The organism is Paenibacillus sp. CF384 (assembly GCF_900106745.1).
Lineage (GTDB): Bacteria > Bacillota > Bacilli > Paenibacillales > Paenibacillaceae > Paenibacillus_Z.
In genome coordinates this window covers 118,722-134,660 of sequence record NZ_FNNV01000011.1, presented here as the reverse complement: position 1 = coordinate 134,660, position 15,939 = coordinate 118,722, and the positions used below count along the sequence as shown (strand labels likewise).

At 51.3% G+C, this 15,939-nt stretch carries 13 protein-coding genes; 1 reads left to right on the top strand and 12 read right to left on the bottom strand.

Annotated features, from left to right (window positions below; translation table 11 throughout):
- Positions 1–185 precede the first annotated feature (185 nt).
- The 5 genes from csaB to BLW29_RS18525 form a co-directional block, all read right to left on the bottom strand.
- The gene (gene csaB, locus BLW29_RS18545; RefSeq protein ID WP_256208714.1) at positions 186–1,373 is read right to left on the bottom strand and encodes a polysaccharide pyruvyl transferase CsaB; all 1,188 of its coding nucleotides are present in this window, start codon (positions 1,371–1,373) and stop codon (positions 186–188) included.
- Positions 1,313–3,436 (bottom strand): DUF5693 family protein, encoded by a 2,124-nt coding sequence (locus BLW29_RS18540; protein ID WP_090982454.1) that lies wholly within the window; start codon positions 3,434–3,436, stop codon positions 1,313–1,315. The genes csaB and BLW29_RS18540 overlap by 61 nt, the downstream gene beginning before the upstream one ends.
- Before the next feature lie 100 nt (positions 3,437–3,536).
- On the bottom strand, positions 3,537–5,243 hold the full coding sequence (locus BLW29_RS18535; protein ID WP_090982307.1) for a phospho-sugar mutase: 1,707 nt from the start codon (positions 5,241–5,243) through the stop codon (positions 3,537–3,539).
- Positions 5,244–5,315: 72 nt separating this feature from the next.
- On the bottom strand, positions 5,316–5,747 hold the full coding sequence (fabZ, locus tag BLW29_RS18530) for a 3-hydroxyacyl-ACP dehydratase FabZ (RefSeq protein ID WP_090982305.1): 432 nt from the start codon (positions 5,745–5,747) through the stop codon (positions 5,316–5,318).
- Between the two features lie 159 nt (positions 5,748–5,906).
- Complete coding sequence (locus tag BLW29_RS18525) at positions 5,907–6,488, bottom strand: CDP-alcohol phosphatidyltransferase family protein (protein WP_090982303.1); 582 nt, start codon at positions 6,486–6,488, stop codon at positions 5,907–5,909.
- Positions 6,489–6,755: 267 nt separating this feature from the next.
- On the opposite strand from BLW29_RS18525, the gene BLW29_RS18520 reads away from it, so the two are divergent.
- On the top strand, positions 6,756–8,927 hold the full coding sequence (locus BLW29_RS18520) for a hypothetical protein (protein ID WP_090982301.1): 2,172 nt from the start codon (positions 6,756–6,758) through the stop codon (positions 8,925–8,927).
- Positions 8,928–9,065: 138 nt separating this feature from the next.
- Here the strand turns inward: BLW29_RS18520 and BLW29_RS18515 are convergent, their stop codons facing one another.
- The 7 genes from BLW29_RS18515 to spoIID all read right to left on the bottom strand — a co-directional run bounded on the left by BLW29_RS18515 (position 9,066) and on the right by spoIID (position 15,090).
- The gene (locus BLW29_RS18515) at positions 9,066–9,422 is read right to left on the bottom strand and encodes a DNA-directed RNA polymerase subunit beta (RefSeq protein ID WP_090982299.1); all 357 of its coding nucleotides are present in this window, start codon (positions 9,420–9,422) and stop codon (positions 9,066–9,068) included.
- 11 nt (positions 9,423–9,433) lie between these two features.
- The gene (locus BLW29_RS18510; protein ID WP_090982297.1) at positions 9,434–10,255 is read right to left on the bottom strand and encodes a flagellar hook-basal body protein; all 822 of its coding nucleotides are present in this window, start codon (positions 10,253–10,255) and stop codon (positions 9,434–9,436) included.
- Positions 10,256–10,302: 47 nt separating this feature from the next.
- Positions 10,303–11,166 carry a flagellar hook-basal body protein gene (locus BLW29_RS18505; protein ID WP_090982295.1) on the bottom strand — a complete coding sequence of 288 codons (864 nt, stop codon included), beginning with the start codon at positions 11,164–11,166 and terminating at the stop codon, positions 10,303–10,305.
- A 218-nt stretch (positions 11,167–11,384) separates the two neighbouring features.
- Entirely contained in the window at positions 11,385–12,392 is a 1,008-nt protein-coding gene (gene mreB, locus BLW29_RS18500; protein WP_090982294.1) for a rod shape-determining protein MreB, read from the bottom strand.
- A gap of 166 nt (positions 12,393–12,558) precedes the next feature.
- Positions 12,559–12,846 carry a sporulation transcriptional regulator SpoIIID gene (spoIIID, locus tag BLW29_RS18495; protein ID WP_090575384.1) on the bottom strand — a complete coding sequence of 96 codons (288 nt, stop codon included), beginning with the start codon at positions 12,844–12,846 and terminating at the stop codon, positions 12,559–12,561.
- Between the two features lie 206 nt (positions 12,847–13,052).
- On the bottom strand, positions 13,053–13,802 hold the full coding sequence (locus tag BLW29_RS18490; protein ID WP_090982291.1) for a M23 family metallopeptidase: 750 nt from the start codon (positions 13,800–13,802) through the stop codon (positions 13,053–13,055).
- Positions 13,803–13,905: 103 nt separating this feature from the next.
- A complete protein-coding gene (spoIID, locus tag BLW29_RS18485) occupies positions 13,906–15,090 on the bottom strand; it encodes a stage II sporulation protein D (RefSeq protein WP_256208713.1) in 1,185 nt (394 codons plus the stop codon).
- Between the last annotated feature and the right edge of the window lie 849 nt (positions 15,091–15,939).

Sequence of the window (15,939 nt, the reverse complement as noted above, 5' to 3'; positions counted from 1 at the left end):
TTGAAAAAGAAACTCCACTCTCATTTTCAAGCAATTTTCACGGAATTCACCTTTAAATCGCTTGCTTGGTCGAGTTATTACGACATTTTCTTTCTCGCACAGCGCATTCGCTACATTTTTCGGCCATATATCTACATATTAGTAGCTTTCTTGTTTGCTGGGGAGAGGGAGCATCCATATATTGATTAACGTAAAAATGTTGCAATTTGTTTCGCCGGCACGCGCGCTTCTTCTTTTAATTGTGCTATTGCGTCCTGATGAGCAGCACGCCACCCTTGCGGATCATCCAGCAGCTTGCCGATCGCCGCTACGAAAGCTTGCGAATCAAGCGCTTCGGTCGTGCCGATCGGCGTCAGATTGATCCGGTTCAGGAACTGATCAATCTTCGGATCATACGATAGTCCGAGCATCGGAACGGACTGATTCGCTGCATAGATAAGCGCATGCAGGCGCATGCCGAGCAGCGCGTCACACCGGCTGACCTCCAGCAGCATGAGCTGGGGGTCTTCGCCGACTTCGGCAATCTCGGCAATGCTCGCACCGAGATCGCCGAGCTGTTCCATCACCCATCGCGACGCTTCCGCGTCGGATGGCGTGTGGAACGGCAGGAACCGCAGCCGCACCGCCCGGCTGCGGGCCAGCGCGCCAAGCGCGGCGGCGGCGCGCGCCAGGTCGGCCCCGTCCTTGCGCCAGTGGCGCAAGGACACGCCGACCACAGGCAGCGGCGAACCACCCGCCGCCACTGCCTCCGCTGCGCCTGCGCCAACACCGCCTGAGCCGGCGGCAACAAGCTGCGCCGCAGGCAGCGGCAGCGCCATGACCGGATCGGGTACAACGTCGATCCGCTCACGCGGCACCCCCATCCGCCCAAGCAAAGCGGCGGATTCGGCGTCGCGCACAGAGACATACGCGCTGCGGCGCATGACGCCGCGAATCAGCCGGTCCATCCAGCGGCGATTCACGGGGCCAATCCCTTGCGCGTAAGCGAATGTGGGCTTCCCAAGCAGCTGAGCCAGCTTGAGGATGCCCGTATAATAAGGAATCGTCTTGGCACCAGTTGCATCCTGCAGCAGGCTGCCGCCGCCGCTGATCAGCGCGTCGCTGCCGCGAATGGCGCGAACGATCTCGCCCAGACGCATCCGATGGACGGCTTCCACGCCGTACATCGCGGTCGTCCCGGCGGGGTCGCCGGACAGCACGATCGGCACGATGCGAAGCCCCTGCTTCACGCCTTCCTCGTCCAGCGCGAACAAAATCGATTTCAGCACCGCTTCGTCACCGCTGTTGTGGAACCCATAATAGCCGGAGATGACTACACGCCGGACTTGTAGCCCTGTTTCAGTTGTGCGATTCGCGGTGCCCATCGTTTCCATACCCCTTCCCCAATCTGCCACACGCCGATGATCACAAGTCCAATCAACGCGCCCAGTACAAGACCAAGCAAATCACGGATGATGGAAATCGGAAGCGGAGTATGAATATGCGCAAATGTGTCCACCATAGACAACTGACCAATCGATCCTACTATAAACAATACCCACGCCGCGCGATATCGAAGCGCAACGAAGATGCCGAAGAAGAAGAGCGGATGCGAGAGCAGAAACTCTTTTGTCCGCGGACGAACGCCAAAGGTCGACTCCAGCACATTGCGGAACGTGAGCTCCAGCGAGGAAGCTTGTCCTGCATTACCGGTACGAGACAGATAATAAAGGGCCATCACACCGAGCACGCCGGCGACGCCAACCCAGAGAACGGTAATTTGCATGCTGAGCAGCTTGCGCAAATTGCCGATCACAGATTCGCCCGTATAGAGCAGCAAGTACAGCGCAACGAGCGCGATAGGAGCCAGATGCAGCAGGCTTACGCCCCGGAACTGCTCCAGTACAAGCTTGTACGTAATATTGTTCAAGAGGCCCACGATAAAAGGAATCCCGCTGATCGAGATAACAGAGGTTGCAGCGAAGATCGTAATCGCCATCAATAAACGGCGTCCTGCGCTAATCCCCGGGAAGAACCAGCGTACCTGCTGATCGCCTCCGCCTGCAACACGAGTCGCGGTAGCATCCGCCGCACCGCCGATCGGTCTGCGATTACCGACGGTATGCGTCCGAACGCGGCGGATTGCCCAGATCATGGCCAGCGTAGGCGCACTGATAGCCGCGCCAAGCGCAAGCCCTTGTTCAAGAATCGACTTCGATAGCACGTACAAACCCGCGCTGCCGATAACGCCAAGCACAAACACCGGAATCGCTACGCCTGGGATAAATGCGCTGATCAGCAGGGTAATGAAGGCAATTGCGCCAAGCACCACTACACCTTTAAGCGGTTTATGCCATGACGGCGATTCGTATTCGAACGGCTGCGGGCTGCCAACGGCAAAACCCAGCTTGTCCATTTTGGCCAGTACACCGTTCTTGTCTTGCATGGCATCATACAAATTTTGAAGCGGATCGGTAATCATCGACTTCACCGGATTGCTCGAAGGCGCACCGTTTAAGTAGAACATGCGAATACTGCGGTCTTTCGCGGCAAGCTGGAAGCGATCCGCAATTTCCTCCGGCTTCATCGAAGCCGAGTCATTATCGGAAAGCGAATAAAGTCTTACTACATTATAATGAGTCAAATAACCGAGCGTACTCATGCCCTTCTGAGGCTTCGAGTTCTCTATTGTCGCAATGCCGATGTTATGCTTATTCAGCAGCTCCGCGAATTGGTTCAAGCTCTTCAGCTCGGCATTGTCGGTGAAGCCTTTGACGGCATCGCCTTCAAACAGAATGCGCGAAACGCCCAGCTGCTCGAAACCGCCAAGCATCGCATCTACCGAAGCGGCATCAAACGGCACGCGGTCGGACAAACGAGGCACGATCGTAAAGCCTGCATCATGAATCTCCCCGAGTGCGATCGGATCCGGAACCATCGGCTTCAAGATCGCATTCTCGAGCGGCGTTTCCAGAATCAGGCCACCGTGGCCTTGATAGCTCCACGAGGAAGTTGTAATGCCCCATTGCTTATACGTCGATTCCAATACCGGACGAAGAGCTTCTTCATCCTTAGCACTCGAGAACAGCACATACGTATAATTCTCGTCTGCTGTCGCCGTTTTGCCTTGAAGCTCGCTTGCGCTCGTTGAATTATAGAGCGACAAGCGGCCGGCCCAGCTCAGCTCCTGCAGCGAAGACTCGAATACCGCCATCGCCGTAATGCCTGCCGAATGCATCTTCACAAGCTCATCCTTCACGAATTGCTTCGGATGGGATTGATAGGCTGCGATTTGAACCAAATCGCGGTAATCGAACACCATTTGAACCTTATCGGAGGTCTGCTCCATTTTCCAGCGCGTAGCGCCGATAGGCAGTGCCGCGATCAAGCCTAATATCGTCAATACACAAAGGACAAACGTTGCTTTGCGATTCCATTGCTGCCAACCAGTTTGCACATCTTCCACTCCTTAACATTCTCCGTAGGAATTATCGCTACGATTATCTGTCTGTGTTTCCGTAGGATTCTCACGTACGGAAGGTCCAGCCTATTCCGATCTAGTTGTCCACGCGCTCCATCACGGCTTGCGTCAGGCGCTGAATCGCTGCCTTTGCTTCGCCTTGCGAGCTGCCGCGTACAGCAAAATACACCTTAATCTTCGGCTCCGTGCCTGAAGGACGCAGGCAGAACCACGAGCCGTCAGCAAGTAAAAATTTAAGCACGTTCTCCGGAGGCAAGCCGTCCAGTCCCGGCAAATAATCAAGCATTTGAGCAACAGCTACGCCGCCGATCTCAGCCGGCGGATTGCTGCGCCAATCTTCCATGATCGCGCCGATTTGGGCAACGCCGTCAACGCCTTTAAGCGTGCGGGATTCCAGATGCTCTAAGTAGTTCCCGAACTGCGCATACAATTCAACAAGTACATCGTATAGCGTTTTGCCTTTGCTCTTATAATAAGCAGCTGCTTCGCAAATTAGCATGGAAGCGATAACCGCATCTTTATCACGCGCATAAGTGCCCGCCAAATAACCGTAGCTTTCCTCATAACCGAATAGGAAGGTACGATCTCCGCTCTTCTCATATTGCGTCATTTTCTCGCCGATATATTTGAAGCCGGTCAACGTATTGACGACTTCCGCTCCGTAGGAAGCAGCAATATCAGCACCCATTTCACTCGTCACAATCGTCTTCACAACGACGCCGTTAGCAGGCATTTCGCCGCGTTCCTTCAGTGTGCCGAGCAAATAATTGACCATAATCGCGCCGGACTGGTTACCCGTCAGCACAACAAATTCACCTTCATTATTACGAACAACCGCACCCATCCGATCGCAATCCGGATCCGTTCCGATAATAATGTCCGCGCCTACCTCTTGACCGAGCTTAATCGCGAGATTGAATGCCTCCCGCTCCTCCGGATTCGGTGATTTCACCGTGCTGAAGTAGCCGTCAGGCTGCTCTTGCTCGGGAACGATATGCACATTCGTAAGGCCTGCTTGCTTCAGCACCTCGCGTACAGGCATGTTGCCGGCACCATGAAGCGGTGTATAAACGACCGTCAGCGCCTCGCCAAGCCCGTCCACAAGCAGCTTGCTGTTCAAGCTCTCTGCTGCGACAGTTGTAATATAATCGCGGTCTTCCGCATCGCCCAGCCAGTGCAGCAAGCCTTTCGCTTCCGCATCCTCACGGCTCATACGGCGGACTTGATCGAAGCCGGTTACCTGCTGGATCGCACCAATAACTTCAGCCGCATCTTGCGGTACAAGCTGGCAGCCATCGGAGCCGTAAGCCTTGTAGCCGTTATATTCAGGTGGATTGTGACTTGCAGTAATGACAACTCCGCTTGTTGCGCCAAGCGCACGAACGGCATAGGACAGCTGAGGGGTTGGACGAAGGGCTTTGAATACATGAGCCTTCACGCCATTCGCAGCCAGGACAAGTGCAGCATCAAGCGCAAACTCCGGTGAGTTGTTGCGCGAATCGTAAGCGATCACGACAGAAGGGGTGCTGCTCTTCGTAAGTACCCAGTTCGCCAGCCCTTGTGTCGCTTTGCCGACCGTATAGCTGTTCAATCGGTTTGTTCCTGCACCCATAACACCGCGCAGTCCGCCTGTTCCGAACTCAAGCTCACGGTAGAAACGATCTTCGATTTCTTTCTCGTTGCCTCTCAGCGCGGCAAGCTCCTGTTTCGTAGCAGCGTCAATCATCGGATCGCTCAGCCAAGCCTCGTATCGTTCTACAGCAGAATGGTTCATCTCCAGCATCCTCTCTCCATCCGTTTTTTATATATGTAGCAAGCTCAAGTTCCTGTCTTTATTAACCCGATACTGCCGGGTTTATTCAGGATCCTTCAGTGCAAACATAATCTCGCCTTCGGCTACGACTTTATCGCCTACTTTGGCCACAGCCTGTCCTTTGCCGATCATGCCCTTCATTCTTGTAATTTCCACTTCTAATGTAAGGGTATCGCCCGGAACCACTTGTCCACGGAAACGACAGTTGTCGATGCCGGCGAAGAAGCCGATTTTACCGCGGTTTGCCTCTACTTTAAGAATAGCCACACAGCCGACTTGCGCCAACGCTTCTACTATAAGCACACCCGGCATAACCGGATATTGAGGAAAATGTCCCGTGAAGAACGGTTCATTCATCGTCACATTCTTGATGCCGACAGCACGTTTACCTTCCTCCAGCTCAATGATGCGGTCAACGAGCAGAAACGGCGGGCGATGCGGAATAATTTCTTGGATTTGTCTGATATCTAACATGATGTAAGCTCCCTTCGAGGTTGGTGTAATAAATTACAAGGTATTGTGCCAAAATAAGGCCATCCACCACGAAACTGCAGTCGTGGGGTTAAGATAAGGGGGATTGAACGCTGCATGCCGTTCATCGCGGCCAAGGCGAATTCAATCTCCTTTTTACCGTTACGCGGGCGGAGCTTTTTTATCTGTCTGCTCTCCTGTGCTCTGCACCGCACTGCCCTGCTCCTCTTCGTCCTTATTCAAGCCGACGAACAGGAAAATGTAAATAAACGAAGTGATAAACGAAAACGCAATGACACCCCATAAATAAGCTTTGGCAAAAGGCATTTCAAAGAAGATAAACAAGATGGCCAAGTAATACAGGATGGTGGTCAGCTTCCCCATCCAATTTGCAGGAACCGTCTTCTTCCCACGAAAATGAAAAAACGCCGATCCGATAATCATCCCCGCATCCCGGATAAATATAGCCGCTCCCGCGCTCCACGGAATATGTTCGGTGATGAGCAGCGACAAGATGACCGTAATCATCATCATCTTATCCGCGAGCGGATCCAGCATCGCTCCCACCGAAGTCACCTGGCCGTATTTCCGCGCCAGATACCCGTCCAGAATATCCGTAAGCCCTGCGATGACGACAATCAGAAAAGCCCATTTCATATGATTCGAAGAGTCCGATGCAAATACGGCAACGTAAACGGGGATTAAAGCAAAACGAAGCATCGTGAGCAAATTAGGAAGATTCAAACGTTTACGCCCCCTTACCTTTATGGCGGAAAAGATGCTTCAAAGTTTCTAACCCATTATACCTCTCCGCTGGAAAAAATAAAACTGTCCGAACTATGCATAAGACCAGCTGCAACCCACCATTCTTGCCGTTTCTAGGAACGGGAAATTCCCATGACCTGCGAACTAAATTTGGCAATACCTATCTGACACCTTCAATTTCCTTCCTCTAAAGCCGTTAACTATAGTGGATAGGAAATTTATAGTCTTTGGAGGTTTTAGACAATCATGCGCATGAACATTAACGCAGCACCCCTGTGGCAACGCACCTGGCTTACGGTGATGCTTGCCATTGCCTTGAGCTTCTCTTCCTTTGCAGGACTCGCTTACGCCGAAGAAGTCGTAACGGGAATCGCATTCGACAACGCTCCGTCACCCGCCGTGCTTTATATCGATGATGAGTCCATTTCACTTGAAGTGAATGCCACTATACAAGGTGCAACTTCTGCTAAGAGCGTGACTACAGATGCCACTTGGAGCTCTTCCAATACAGCGATTCTGAAAGTGTCCGCTGGTGTTGTTACAGGTTTAGCGAAGGGCACTGCAACGGTTAGCGCATCATACAAGGGCTACAAAATCACGCTGCCTATAACCGTTAATTATCGCTACGACAGCGTAACGATTATGGATGACGGTACAAATGTAGGCGCTACTGAAGATGTACATCTAGGCGATACGATCTCCTATACGCTCACAGCGATCAAGAGCGGCAGCGCGAACGAGAACGTTACCGACTCCGCAACGTGGACGAGTTCAAACCCCAATGTTGCCACAGTAGAAGACGGCGAGATTAAACTGATTAATGCCGGCGAAACAACCATCACAGCCAAATATAAAGGAAGAAGCGATACGGTAAAGCTAGTCGTAACCTCTCCTTATGATAAGCTCACCCTTTCACCTGACGACCTGCTTGAATTCTACGTAGGCGACAGCACACAATCCTTAACGGCCGTAGTCACAACGGAAGATGACGATTCCGCAACCGTTACGGATAAGGCGCAATGGATTTCCAGCAATGCGGCCGTTGCCACTGTATCCAAAGGTATCGTTACACCTGTTGGAAGCGGATCGACTACGATCACGGCTACGCATCTAGGCGTATCGAGCAGCATTACTGTCGTCGTCCGTCCTGCTTATGAAGCCATGCGCTTGAACCCTAAGGAAGATCAGCATCTGAGTATGCAGGATAGTCCGGTATCGTTCAGCGTAACGGTGATGAAAGGGACAGGAACACCTGAGGTCGTGACAAGCAAAGCAGCTTGGTCCTCCTCCAACTTGTTTGTGGCAACCGTTAAAGACGGTGTTGTTACACCTAAAGGCGTTGGAACAACCATTATTAAAGCGACTTACTTGGGTCTGTCCCAGCAGGTTTCGGTTACGGTTTATCCGACTGTCAGCAGCCTTAAAGCCGCTGCGGAAACCGTTGACTCGTTCGTAAACGATAGCATTGCTCTCCCTAAGGTTTCAGCCGAATCGATAGCTGAAGAAACGATTGACGTAACTAACCTTGTTTCTTGGACGAGCAGCGACAAGGATATCGCGGACAAAGTAGATGGCAAGTGGACGGCGAAGAAGGTTGGTACAGCCATTCTTACAGGTACGATTCAATCCAAAACAGTCACGATTACTGTTGTTGTGCACGAGAAGCCGCTTATGCTGACACCTGACCAATCCAACGCTTCCGTTGTCATTGGCAAGGAAGTGAAGCTGCCGGTTATTACGCTCATGTATGAGAACGGCGAAGAAGAAGATGTGACGAGCCTAGTTACGTGGAAGAGCTCCTCCGCCAACTTGCTCGTGAAGCCTCCGAATATGAGAGGCTTGCAAGCTTCGAGTGTTACTCTTACTGCTTCGTATCTTGGCAAATCAACCATCATTCGTGTCACGATTGAAGAGGAAATTACGAAGCTGTTCGTGGATGCAAGCAGTCTTTCGCTGAACATCTCCCGTACCAAGAGCCTGAAAGTAACAGGTATTTATAAGAGCGGCAAATCGGTTTCCCTGGCCTCCAAGATGAATTGGACCATGAACCCAGAAACACTTGCTTCTATTAAAGGAAGCACGGTGAAAGCATTGACGGAGGGCACAGGTAAGTTGACAGGCACTTATCAAGGCAAATCAATCGAGGTTGCCATTACGGTCGTTGCTAAAGTGAAGAAGCTGACCTCGTCAGCCAAATCCCTGACACTTGCTGCAGAAGGCAAAGAAACGGTTAAGGTTACGGCTGAATACGATGTTGGCCGTATCACGGATGTAACGAAGAGCGCGGCATGGACAGTTGGCAACAATAAAGTAGCCACGGTCGAAGCCGGCGTCATTACAGCTGTCGGCAAAGGAAGCACAATGGTGAGAGCAACCTTTGACGGCAAATCCATCAGTATCCGTGTCATCGTCAAATAAGAAGCAAACCAACAGCACCTCCTCGAAACACATCGCAACTACTACGGTAGTCCGATGATATTCGAGGAGGTGCTTATTTATGCGGCATGGAATAGAAACGGAAATCAAAAAGCCTGCTCGAATGAGCAGGCTTCCTTATTAATCAGCGAACACTAGGTCATACATGTGCTTCCAAGTGGCAATATCGAACACTTCGTCTCCGGGCCGCTTGCCAATGATCGAATACCCCATGTACATGCCGCCGAGTACGGCTGCAATGCACAGAATGGGAACGATGCTCTTGCGAAGCGTCCATAATAAAGCCCGAAGTGCCGGATTGCGTTTCTTGCGCGTTGATGATTGGCCTTTAGCGGCTTCCATATCACGCTCAGATTGCATCGCACCGTTCTGACGCTGCCTCTCGCCCGCAGGCGCAGGATTCATCAGACTGGAACGTTCCAATTGAGAAACTCCATCTAAACCCGCCGCTGTTTCTTTCTTTGCATCCATACGCATTCACTCATTTCCTAGGCGCGCAAATTGTTTGCAAGGCCCAGCATCGTATCGCTGGAAGATAATGCCCTTGAGCTGAGCTGATAAGCTCTTTGCACGCTAATCAATTCCGTCATCTCGTCGGACAAGACGACATTAGATTGCTCCAGAAAACCTTGTTTTATTGCGATCTTAGACTCGGCGCTCGCCGTAACGTTATGCATGACATCATTTACCTGGAATCCATCCGCAATCGCGAATAAGTTATCCGCTACCTGCGACAAGAGAGAAGGCTTGTCCACTTGTACCAGCTTCAGCTGCCCCATCTGCACAATCTCACCGGATGGCAGCGTACCGACGATGCTTCCGTTCGGATCGATTCTGACTTCTTTCATCTCTGCCGGAATCTCAATCGGATCGCCGTTAACAGACGATATCGGGTATCCTTCTTTGGTTGTCAAGATATTGACGCCATCTCGCGTAAACGTTGTCTGGAATGAGCCGCCGCGTGTATAACCAAGATCGCCTTCGGCATTAACCGTTACCTCGAACAATGCATTGCCTTCGATTGCTACATCAAGAGGCTGGTCCGTTTGCTGAATCGGTCCTTGGGAGAAGTCCGGTTGAATCATCGTCAGACGCGAGCCCCAGCCTTGGTTGAAACCAAGTGGAGTCAGACGTCCCGGTTGATCAAACACTTCCGGCTGCTTCTTAAGCGTAGTCAGCAAATCTTCAAATGTGCCGGTCTTGCGTTTATAGCCGACTGTATTCACATTGGCAATATTGTCGGCGAGCAAGTCCAGCTTCTGCTGCAGCCCGTTCATGGACACCATCGCATTAATCATCGAACCGTTCAATTTAGTAGCCTCCTCTGCCTGCATCGTCAAGCATTGCTTGTGAGCGGTTATACTCTGCCAATCTCATTTACCGCTTTATCTAAGCTTTTATCATAAAATTGAATAACCTTCTGATTCGCTTCATAAGCACGTGCCGCCGACATCAAGTCGACCATCGACTGCGCCGGATCCACATTCGAGCGCTCCACGTAACCTTGCTTCAACTCGATCCGATCGTTCGCAGCCATCGTCCGAACGCCTACATTCTCATCGCCAAGCTTGAATTTGCCGTCACCTTCACGAACAAGGTTATTCGGATTATCGACCACGGAGATGAGCAGTTGACCGGCGCTTTGGCCTGTAGCTACGTCAACCAGTTGATTATCGCTCGTCAACGTCAGATTATTAAACGTCATGCCGGCTGGCAGCTGAAACGGTTTCTCATTAGCACCAAGTATACGGGAACCATCGGGCAGTGTCAGAAAGCCTTCGTCATCCAGCTTAAACTGACCATCACGCGTATAGCGCGTCTCACCATTCGTATTCTGAACCGTGAAGAATGCCTGCGGTTGGAAGACATAGTTGCCGTCTGCCGACATGGCCTTACCCGATCCATCGAACGTCATGCCAGGCACTTCAATATCCGATACAATGGCGAAATCGCTGAATTGGTTCGTTTGCATCAAATCGCCCTGCAGGTTGATCTGCAAGCTCTCTTCCGCGAACACCCCAGTGTTCAGCTTGCCTACTGCACGGCCTCCGCCATCTTGAACCCCGGATAGACGAAGCAGCATATCTGGAAAGGAGTGCGTAACCGCACTTTTCTCTTTATAACCAGGTGTATTTATATTTGAAATATTATTCGTTACAGTATCATGCCGGTGCTGCTGCGAAATCATGCCTGATGCAGCTGTGTACAAACCTCTTAGCATGAAGCTACCTCCTGAGCGCTCAACGTATGGGATAAGTTAACGCGAACCAATCTGCATATATATTGTATATATCGGTTAACCCATCCTTACGATGAATAGAACGATTGCATGACTTTTGAACTAATCTTCATCCGTACAAAAGCTTGTCCCTTGGCACGCCCCCCTAAAGGCGTCCTACCCGAACATCCCTGCACGCATCCATTCATCCCCGTGATCGCTTAGCGTCTTCTATTGTCTCTGCGCGATGTACGGTCCAAATGGTCGAGCAGCAGGCCTGTTCCTTTAACAACGCAGTGCATCGGGTCTTCTGCAATCAGTACCGGTACCTTAAGCTCTTCTGCTAGCAATGCATCAAGGCCGCCAAGCAGCGCGCCGCCGCCCGTTAAGATAACGCCGCGATCAATAATGTCGGCCGATAATTCCGGTGGAGTCCGTTCCAGTACAGACTTAGCTGCCGATACAATAGACGATACCGGTTCCCAGAGCGCTTCGCGCACTTCTTCCGAGTAAATCGTCACGGTCAGCGGCAAGCCTGTAACCATATCCCGCCCGCGAATGTCGATCTCTTGTCTGGATCCATTGTCGTAGACGGAACCGATCTTAATCTTAATGTCTTCGCTTGTCCGTTCCCCGATCAAGAGCTTGTACTTGTTCTTGATGTACTTCATGATCGCTTCGTCAAACTTGTCCCCTGCGACTTTAATGGAAGAGGCGGTTACAACGTCGCCCATCGAAAGCACGGCCACATCGGTTGTACCGCCGCCAATATCAACAACCATGTTGCCGCTCGGCTGGTAGATATCCATGCCTGCGCCAATCGCAGCTGCTTTAGGCTCCTCTTCAAGAAAGACATCCTTGGCGCCGCTGCGCTCTGCAGCCTCGCGGATCGCCTTCTGCTCTACCGAAGTAATGTTGGTCGGTGCGCAAATTAAGATCCGGGGGCGGCTGTGCCAAGAGCGGCCGCCCACGCGATCGATAAATGCCTTCAACATGATTTCCGTAATTTCAAAATCAGCGATAACACCGTCTCTAAGCGGTCTGATGGCGATTATGTTACCGGGGGTCCGTCCTACCATCCGATGCGCTTCTTCACCTACTGCAAGCACGCGCTTCGTCTCGCTCTCAATCGCGACGACAGAAGGCTCATCAAGTACAACGCCCCTCCCTCTTACATGAATGGACACGTTAGCTGTTCCTAAATCAATCCCAATATCCTTGCTAAACATAATGTCTCTAATTCCTCCACGTCGAATGACGAATGTCGCAAATTCAAACTTACGAATGTGATCGCAAAACAATCGTCTTTAGTAGTAAGCAGTCAGGTGCACTGATCATCCTGTTTAGTATTCGCTGAAATGTACGAAATTCCTCTATTTTTGTAGAAAAAATCGCTTACGATTTTGCCGCCGCAAGAACCTCGCGCTTGCGCCCTGAGCTCTTCTTATACTTGATTTTAGTTGCTTCTCCTCCCCTCAGGTGCCGGATCGATTTGTGGTATTCCAGAATGTGCTTGACCTGGTCTGCCAAATCGGGATTTATTTCCGGTAATCGCTCGGTCAAATCCTTGTGCACCGTGCTTTTGGAGACGCCAAATTCTTTTGCAATCGTCCGCACCGTATGCTTCGTCTCGACGATGCAACGGCCGATTTTTATGGTCCGTTCTTTGATATAATCGTGCACGCTCCCGCCTCCCTACTCGAGATAGTTTGGTACAGTATATGAGGGGTACGGGTATATATTCTTTGTGTCCAAGCGTGACAAGCTAAAGAACAGCAATTATTTTCAGAACCGGCTGCTTTTCCACTCCGAAAGTCCCATTTTACTGGCAAAAGAACATAAAAAAAGAAGGCAGGGTATCCTGCCTTCATAAAGCACTCCGCTGGCTTCTAGTTCTCAGTTGCGCTTGCGGAATCAGATGTGATAAACGTATTGGGGTTAATCGCTTTGCCGTCCTTGCGCACTTCAAAGTGCATGTGAACGCCAAGTTCTTTCTCCAGCTCACTTCTGCCGGCTTTTGCAATAACCGTGCCTTGCTTCACTTCATCGCCCACTTTAACTTGTACGTCGCTCAAGCTGTGGTAGACGGTAACGATTCCGTCCGCATGCTTGATCTCGACAATGTTGCCGTTAAGCGGGTGTTTCTCGGATACGATGACGCGGCCGCTCAGTGCTGCCGATACATCAAATGCCGTGTCGTTCTTCGCGAAGTCAATGCCCATGTTCGTTACGAACGTGTTGCCCGATTGAATCAGAGCGGCTTGGCGCTCTTCACCGGTAGCTTTCGCGTCATAGAACGGCGCTACAACATCCAGCTGGCTGCGGTCAACAGGCCATTTCATCAATTCGGACTCCGATGAGTTAACTGCTTCATCGTCTGCCGGCAATTGATCCGCTGTCATTCCATCCGTCGTACCTTGAGAGACTTCTACGTCGGTGCTGGCTGGCTTGTTACTAGTTTCCCCAGCTCCCCCATAGAGCCACATTAAGGTTACGATAATTGCTGCCGCGGCTAGGAATGCTGACGGTGCTGCCCACTTCTTCGCAAGCAGCTTTCTCCATGCAGATGGTTTGACGGCAGTGCCTCCCACTACATTTTTGGGAGCTTCTTCATTGAACTTTGATTTGTTATCACTCATTGTTCGATCACCTCACTAGCCATTGTTGCCACAACCTAGCAGTTTATACGTGAGGGTTTAACATTTTTTGAGATTGTTAGAGAAGCTAGGGGCGATGGCTGCGCTAGTCTACCAGCCCTTTCGCTTTGGAAAGCTGCGTGCCCGAATAATAGTGTGCGAGAATCTCTGCTGCCGTTCCCCCGCTTTGGGCCATACCGTTTGCACCCCATTGACTCATTCCCACCCCATGGCCATAGCCGAAAGTGGTGATTTGGATTTCATCATCGAGGATGGTCCAGTTAAACTGCGAGGAGGCTAGCCCCAACTTTTCGCGAATCTCTCTGCCGCTTAGCATCTCCCTGCCGATCATAACCGTCTTAATGCGCTTGCCCGCTGTCGTATCGAGAATTCGCATTTGCCGGACTGCGCTTTTCTTAATGCCAAGCTTCTTGCTAAAGTCATTGAGCGACATCGTTACCGTTTCTTTATAACTAGGTGAAATCGACTTGTCCCACGGACTGGCGACGCTGCGCAAGTATGGAAGATCTAGATCCCAATAATCCGAAGCATTCTCGGTGTAACCGTTGCTTGTTGAGAAGAAAGCCGCTTGGATCGGCTCCCCTTCATAGGTCACGATTTGCCCCTTAGTTTGCGCTACAGCCTCATTCAGCTTCTCGAGATTCTTTTCCTTACTTGTCCCGCTCCAGCGCGACAGAAGCGAACTCAGGGGCACATACACCTGGTTCATCACGGTATCGTCCACATCTGCCTTCTCCGCTTCACCGCTTAGCCCGCTATGGTCGTTTGCTTTCATTCGTTTATAGATATAGGTTCGGGCTGCGATGGCCTGCGCCTTCAGAGCCTCCAATTCAAAATCAATCGGCATCTCGCCGGCGAGCACCCCGCGCACATAAAGCTCAATGGGCATTTTCTCAATCCGTTTCTCCTTGGTGAGATACACGTTAACCCACATTCGGTCATAGGCGGTGAGTATGTTGATCCCTCTAGTGCCGCTGCTTCCGCTGCTGCCGACCGATTGCGCTTCCTTCATAGGCTGCTTGTCCGTCTCGTTTGGTGCTGCGCTTTCCTCTACTGCGGCATTCTGCTCGGATGCTTCGTTGCCCAGCACCTGCTGCTGATCCTCTGCCTGACCAATCTCGCCGTTATTGGCAGCTGCATTCCTATCGTCCAGGAGATAGACAGCCCCTCTCACCAGCACGACAAGCAGCAATCCCCACGTAAACCACAACATCCAGCCTCTCCACCATCGACTCCTCGGACTGCCTGTCCGCCATCTCACACGTTCCATCTGCTGCTCCTTCCTGTTCTGCTACTCTCATTTCTCTTAATTCCTATTTGGTACAGTCTATGAACCGGAAAAGTAGGATAGTACCGAAAAGGGAGAAGAGAATGTTGTTGAGAGAGAGATGGTGGATGGGTGGGATGTTGGTTGGGAGGATGCGGGGACGAAGGGGGGATGAGTGGGAGGCGAGTGGGAGGACGGTGGGGGCATGGGGTGTGGGGCCGTACTCTCCGCTTTAATTCGCCTAACACCACTGCTGCCACACCTCGAGAGTAGGAAAACCCGACTCTCAATTGTAATATCACTGAAAATAGATGCTGAGAGTCGGGAAATCCGCTTCTCAGCGGTCAAAAGTCGCCTAACACACCACTGCCACACCTCGAGAGCAGGAAAACCCGACTCTCAACTGTAATATCACTGAAAATAGATGCTGACAGTCGGGAAATCCGCTTCTCAGCGGTCAAATGTCGCCCACCACCACTCACATCTTTCTTTGCTGAGGGATTGGGTTAGTTTGTTGGCCGAGCGTTCACTTTTGGAACTCTCGGCTTCATTTCAGGGTGGTTTTGGCGTTGAGAGTTCGAGTTTTGCATGCTCAGCTTCCTTTGCCCAGGGGAATTGGTTAGTTTGTTTGCTGAGCGTTCATTATTGGAACTCTCAGCAGAATTTCGGTGTGGTTTTGTCGTTGAGAGTTCGACTTTTGCACGCTCAGCATCCTTTGTCCGGGGGATTGGGTTAGTTTGTCTGCTGAGAGTTCAGTTTGGGAATTCTCGGCTTCATTTTGGTGTGGTTTTGGCGTTGAGAGTTCGAGTTTTGCACGCTCAGCTTCCTTTGCCCAGGGGAATTGGTTAGTTT